The following is a 5,250-nucleotide window of genomic DNA, read 5'->3' on the forward strand; positions in this document are numbered from 1 at the left end:
GCTTCCATCATGGGAATTACTTCTTTGCTTTCTTCTAATGTCATTCAACCACTCCCTCCACATCGACAATGCACCGGATACCTTACCAAAGGTTGCAATTACCTTTTGCAGCAGTGCATTTTGTTTTTTTATCATCTGGTTTTCCTCGACCTTCCATGAACCTTTCCTTATCTGCCCGGTGAGATATTTTTCCTCAATCTTCCTTGCATCTGCACCCTCATGAATCGTAGGGACTTTGAGGGCGCGGGCAATCTGATTGAGGTTGCCACCGATTTTTCCGTATTCGGCGGTCAGCCTGCCAACGGCGGACAACAGTTCATCATTGACCGGGGAAACGGTAACGATGGGGCGAATGGTCGCCCGTGTAATGGCTTGCCGGATAAATTCGGCTTGGCTCATGTCATAGTGTTTCAGCCGCTCGGTAAAGTCGGCGTATTCTTCCTCGGTCATGCGGGTTTTGACCACATGGCAGCGGTGGGGTGTGTTGTATTTTTTCTTCAAGCGTTGACCTCCTTTCTCGCCCGACAGGGCGCATGAGCAGGGTTTGGGGAAGGCACTCCCCAACAAGATTTACCAAAGGGGCAAAACCGCAGATATGCGGATTTTGGCACCGTGGTAGAATCTTGCTCTAAAAAACTACCGCTTTCCTCGGCGGCTCTGGTTTGCGGATATACTGGCTTGCTCCACCAATATAGCGATTGCGGCGGCGTGTTCTGCCCGCTGTTCACCACTACAACGGTGAAAAGGGGGCGTTTTGGCAAACGCAGCGAAAATTTTTTTATTTTCCCTGTCTGCTCCCTACAACAATCCGGCGGTGTGGTTTGCCAAAGATTTTTGAAAATGGGCGCAAAAAAAGCAGTAAACCTTTTCAAGATTTACTGCTTATCTGCCGCTGTGATGGGCGGCGGTATTAAATTGTCAGCCGTTTTTCAAATGGAATTTATCTGCAATCGCTTTCTTTCCGCTTTCCAATTCCTTTTCTGTAATCTTCCATAATCCTAACGCAATGATCTGCTATCTTTTGCATTCCGAGTTCTTCAAAAAAGGCAATTTGTATTTTCATCAGTTCTTCACAAACAGTCAACTTCTGCTCATCCATATTGCTAATAGCAAGCCATGGGAACGCTTTATATTTCTTAGTGTCCCCAATGAGAAAATTGTACCCTATCAACTCATTTTCACGGAAAACGAAATAGAATTGTGGGCCTGAACCTGGAACTGACTTTTCCATAATTTGCTGCATTGTTCTCACGCCGCCGTATGCCGGAAAAAAACCTATTCGCTCAAGAGCATTTAATATGTCAATCCTTTTATCTGTGGGTATGTCTCTATAATTGATAATCTGTTCCATTTGCTCTACCCTCATTGAAGTTTAATTTGTCAGGCTCTAATTATACAACTTTTCTGTTTAGCGGTCAAAGCGGAACTTCAACAGGCTTTCTATCAGTTGCCTGACGATATGCTCCTGCATATCCGTGTTAATCTGTCCGTCCATTTTCGCACAAGAGCGGACATATCCCGCATAATGGGATAGGACGGCGGCAACAGCTTCCGGGTCGCCCTCGCTTGCCTTAACGATTGTCTCATAGGGAAGTAGCTGGCTCATAGGACAAACCCTCCAACTCTGCCCGTAGCCGCCGTAAAATCATCTGAATACGCCGCCCGGTTGTGTTGCCAGCCCGTCCATATCTCCGTCCAATCTCCCTATGCGTCAATCGTTGGAAGTAGTACAAGAAAATGATTTCCTGTTCCATCTGTGATAGTGCGGACAGGACTGCGGCAAGCTCTGGACTTTCCAAAAGCACCATCTGACCACAGACGAAAAGCGGATAGCTGGTCATGCCGGATTGCTCCGCAAAGTATTTATCTGTGGTACTGAATGGATAGTGTTTTTCTTCTATCAGATATTCAAGCGAGATTTCCCGCTTGCGGCGGCTCCGTATGCTCCGGGCTGCGTCTATGGCAGCATGGCGAATAACAGTCTTGCAAAAGGCATCGTGTGTATGCCGGATATGTTCTTGATACTTTTCGTGTTCGGTCATGGAAAATCCCCCTTTCTGAATAATGGCAGAGGGCGGCAGCATCTTGTGCTGTCGCCCTCTTGATTACCGAACAGCAAAGACGGGCGGGGCTGTCAACGGCGGCGCATTTGCGCCGTTCATCTTGACCGTTGACAGGCTCGGCTGGGTTTGCTATCTGCTCACGGCAATTCACTCTCATTGATAGGAATTGCCTCAAGTTCCGTATTCAAATTGTTCCAATAAGAGCCGATATCCGCACTTGTGAAATACTTAAAACCGCCTGCTGCTGACTTCAATTCGCCGTTTTTAACCCCATAGCAGGCGTAAATCAAATCGTAGCTTGTTCCATCTGAGAGGTTAAATCTAAAGCTGGTCACATCTGCTCCGGCAGTTTCCTCAGTCGTTTTGTCTTTTAGGGATAAGCCCTTGAACTTATCATACAGGGTCTTTATATCATTTTCAGCAACAACTACTTTCTTTTCTGCTGATGCAGGCACTCCGTCATAGTGGTACATTTCAACGTTTTCGACATCTTCAACCTCAAATGGGAAGTCGATTTTGACAGGCTCATAAGCAATGTTTATAGGTAACAGAAAGAGAGCTGTAAAAATTGCAATGATACAAAGAGCGATGGAAACGAGAACAGCAATCGTTATCTTTTTTCTGCCTCTCTGCTTTTCTTTTGCCTCATGGCGCATAATAACGCTTTCGCTTTCTTCGTGAAGAACATCTTCGCTCGTGTGAGAAAGCAATTTCTGATAAATTGCGTTACAGTCAGCACAGGCGTTCAAATGCTCTTTTACCATCTCTGCGCTTGCTTCGCTGCAAGCACCGTCAACATACAGCGGAAGAATATCTCGAACAATATCGCATTGTTTACTCATGCTTTTCATCCATCCTTTCTTGAATTTTTAGCTTTGCACGATGATAAGTAACTCTCGCCCATGATTCTGTTTTTCCAAAAATTGCAGCGATTTGTGAAAAAGATAGTTCCCCGAATACGCGAAGCTGAAAGACTTCTTTGTATGGTTCTTCCAAACGGTGAAGAACGAGGTGTATGCGGAACGCCATGTCAGAATCTGCAACTGAGTTCTCAACATTTTCATTTGATGGCAAGTCATTGATTTCACTCACATCAGCTACTCGCTGACGGCTTCGCATTTCATCATGGTAAAGGTTTTTTGCTATGGAGCAGAGCCATGTCAATTCATCTGACTTACCTTTGAATTGTGATGTTGTAGAAACAGCCTTATAGAATGTGTTCTGCGTGATTTCCTCTGCTATCTCACGATTTTTGGCAAGAGAAATAGTATACGAGTATACCTGTAAATAGTAGGCTTTATAGAGCTTTTCATAGTCCATACTTGTCATCACCTCCTTCAGCTTCATAGGTTAGACGGAGAAATCGGAATTTCGTTACAAAGAAGTTTGAAATTTTTATACCTTTACGCTACTCTTGCTTTCTGCGGACTATTGGTAGACGCGCATTAACGGCAAGCAAAGAGATTGCTGTGTCAGCTTGATATGTTCAAATGCTAATTAAGTATAGCATACAGCTATGAATTTTTCTATTGCGTTCCCCTGACTTCGGAATAGTGGCAGGACTGGCTGTCTTTGTTTTGCTTTGTGCTTCTCTACCGTACATGAGCATTCGCGCCCGGATTGTCGTTGCCGTAGCCCTCCATCAGATTGATTACGCCCCAGATACCAAGCCCGGCTCCAAGTGCTACAACAAGGGTCTGCAAAACGTCTACTGCGCTATTGAAAAATGCCATAAATATATCCTTTCTGCCGCGTCTGCGGCTGTCCGACAAGCGGACAAAAGGCGGTCAGCATATGCCGCCGCACAAAAAAACCGCCCTCTGGTAAAGGCGGCTGTCCCCGCGCTGCGTAAGTCCTGCGGCGCGGCGGTATTCAGTTGTAAGGGGTGCGGATTTTGCCGCTGTGTACTGCGCCGGAAAGTGGGGGCGCGTATCATGTAGCCGGTATGGATAGATGTGATTGCTTCAATCGCTCCTTTCTGTGTCCCGCTGTGCTGCCGGACGTTTTTTTCAGACTTGCGGGAAGTGAATAGCTTGCGCAGCAAGGTGTTCGCTTCCCACAAGTTCACAAAGGGGTAGCTGCCGCAAGGCAGCGTAGGGGAAGTGTAGCTTCCCCTGTCCCCCGGCGGTCTGCCATGCTGTCATTGTTGCGGGATAAGCCCCCGGCGCGTGACATACTCCGTTGCAAAGCGGCGGTGTTCCGCTTCCTTTTCCCGCCAATACTCCCATAATGCAGCGTCGGCGGCTTCCGCAACATTCATTAAAAACCGTTCAAGCTGCTTTTGTTTTTCCTCTGCGCTACGTTTCCTCATGGTCTGCGTCCTCCTGTAAGTCTGCTGCGTCAATCTCGTAATAGTCAAAAACCTCGTCGGGCTTGACAATGGCGGGGCGGCGTTTAAGGTGCTTTTCCATGTCAAAGGCGTTCTTCGGGTCTGCGTCGGACAGGTACTTGTATTTCGGGTGCTTCGTTATGTCGAATTTGTCCGAAAAGAACGGGCGCACCCCTCGTAGCTGCAAGATACATTTCCCTCCGTCCATGACTGCGATTTCATCTTCCGTCATAAGCTGCTTTCCCAATTTCTGATAGTTCAGCCCATGCGAAAGCTCCCGCCCCCTTGTTTCGGAAGTGTTGAAGCTGTCTATCGTTTCCTTGCCTAAAATCTCCGATATTTCTTTGAGCGTCGTTTTTTCCTTGCCGCCCAAGAAAAGGGTGGTGTCGCAGTTGCCGACTATGGTATCGGCGTTGTCCTTGTAGATTGCTTTTAGCTGTGACTGGCTCTGCAAGATGATTGACGCGGATATTTCCCGGCTCCGTATCGTTGCAATGAGCTTTTCAAACTTTGGTATCTGCCCGATATTCGCAAATTCATCAAGTAAGCACCGTACATGGACGGGAAGCCGCCCGCCGTATTCATCATCTGCCTTGTCGCATAAAAGGTTGAATAACTGTGTGTAGAGAATACTCACGACAAAGTTAAAAGTATCGTCGGTGTCGCTGATAATGACGAAAAGGGCGGTCTTTCTGTCGCCTATGGTGTCAAGCTCCATTTCGTCGGTTTCCATAAGCTCCCGCAGTTCCTTAATGTCGAATGGGGATAACCTCGCGCCGCAGCTAATCAAAATCGACTTCGCCGTTTTGCCAGAGACGAAAAGTCAAGGACTTTTTCATCAAATTCAAAAAGAAGTCA

The 5,250-nt window shown here is 46.9% G+C and carries 6 protein-coding genes and 3 pseudogenes; all 9 read right to left on the reverse strand.

Going from position 1 to position 5,250, the window contains the following annotated elements; translation table 11 throughout:
- A pseudogene (locus LI164_RS15280) lies at nt 1-240 on the reverse strand (conjugal transfer protein); the annotation flags it as partial.
- Nucleotides 241-940: 700 nt separating this feature from the next.
- Nucleotides 941-1,366, reverse strand: coding sequence for a hypothetical protein (locus tag LI164_RS15285; protein WP_005921288.1), 426 nt, complete (start codon nt 1,364-1,366; stop codon nt 941-943).
- Nucleotides 1,367-1,408: 42 nt separating this feature from the next.
- A complete protein-coding gene (locus tag LI164_RS15290) occupies nt 1,409-1,606 on the reverse strand; it encodes a helix-turn-helix domain-containing protein (protein ID WP_005921293.1) in 198 nt (65 codons plus the stop codon).
- Nucleotides 1,584-2,084, reverse strand: coding sequence for an RNA polymerase sigma factor (locus tag LI164_RS15295; protein WP_227087358.1), 501 nt, complete (start codon nt 2,082-2,084; stop codon nt 1,584-1,586). Before LI164_RS15295 ends, LI164_RS15290 begins: the two co-directional genes overlap by 23 nt.
- Nucleotides 2,085-2,200: 116 nt before the next feature.
- Complete coding sequence (locus LI164_RS15300; RefSeq protein WP_005946129.1) at nt 2,201-2,905, reverse strand: zf-HC2 domain-containing protein; 705 nt, start codon at nt 2,903-2,905, stop codon at nt 2,201-2,203.
- Entirely contained in the window at nt 2,898-3,410 is a 513-nt protein-coding gene (locus LI164_RS15305; protein WP_003533443.1) for an RNA polymerase sigma factor, read from the reverse strand. Before LI164_RS15305 ends, LI164_RS15300 begins: the two co-directional genes overlap by 8 nt.
- A gap of 257 nt (nt 3,411-3,667) precedes the next feature.
- Nucleotides 3,668-3,796 (reverse strand): annotated as a pseudogene (locus tag LI164_RS15310) (Maff2 family mobile element protein); the annotation flags it as partial.
- Between the two features lie 407 nt (nt 3,797-4,203).
- The gene (locus LI164_RS15315; RefSeq protein ID WP_002569167.1) at nt 4,204-4,374 is read right to left on the reverse strand and encodes a hypothetical protein; all 171 of its coding nucleotides are present in this window, start codon (nt 4,372-4,374) and stop codon (nt 4,204-4,206) included.
- Nucleotides 4,361-5,206: pseudogene (locus LI164_RS15320) on the reverse strand (VirD4-like conjugal transfer protein, CD1115 family); the annotation flags it as partial. The gene LI164_RS15315 and the pseudogene LI164_RS15320, both read right to left, overlap by 14 nt.
- Nucleotides 5,207-5,250 lie beyond the last annotated feature (44 nt).

It is taken from the genome of Dorea sp. 210702-DFI.3.125, assembly GCF_020560945.1.
Classification (GTDB): Bacteria; Bacillota; Clostridia; order Lachnospirales; family Lachnospiraceae; genus Dorea; species Dorea formicigenerans.

Excerpts from the sequence above, each read along its gene's own strand:
- LI164_RS15285 (WP_005921288.1), bottom strand. The coding sequence starts at position 1,366 with ATGAGGGTAGAGCAAATGGAACAGATTATCAATTATAGAGACATACCC.
- LI164_RS15290 (WP_005921293.1), bottom strand. The coding sequence starts at position 1,606 with ATGAGCCAGCTACTTCCCTATGAGACAATCGTTAAGGCAAGCGAGGGC.
- LI164_RS15295 (WP_227087358.1), bottom strand. The coding sequence starts at position 2,084 with ATGCTGCCGCCCTCTGCCATTATTCAGAAAGGGGGATTTTCCATGACC.
- LI164_RS15300 (WP_005946129.1), bottom strand. The coding sequence starts at position 2,905 with ATGAGTAAACAATGCGATATTGTTCGAGATATTCTTCCGCTGTATGTT.
- LI164_RS15305 (WP_003533443.1), bottom strand. The coding sequence starts at position 3,410 with ATGAAGCTGAAGGAGGTGATGACAAGTATGGACTATGAAAAGCTCTAT.
- LI164_RS15315 (WP_002569167.1), bottom strand. The coding sequence starts at position 4,374 with ATGAGGAAACGTAGCGCAGAGGAAAAACAAAAGCAGCTTGAACGGTTT.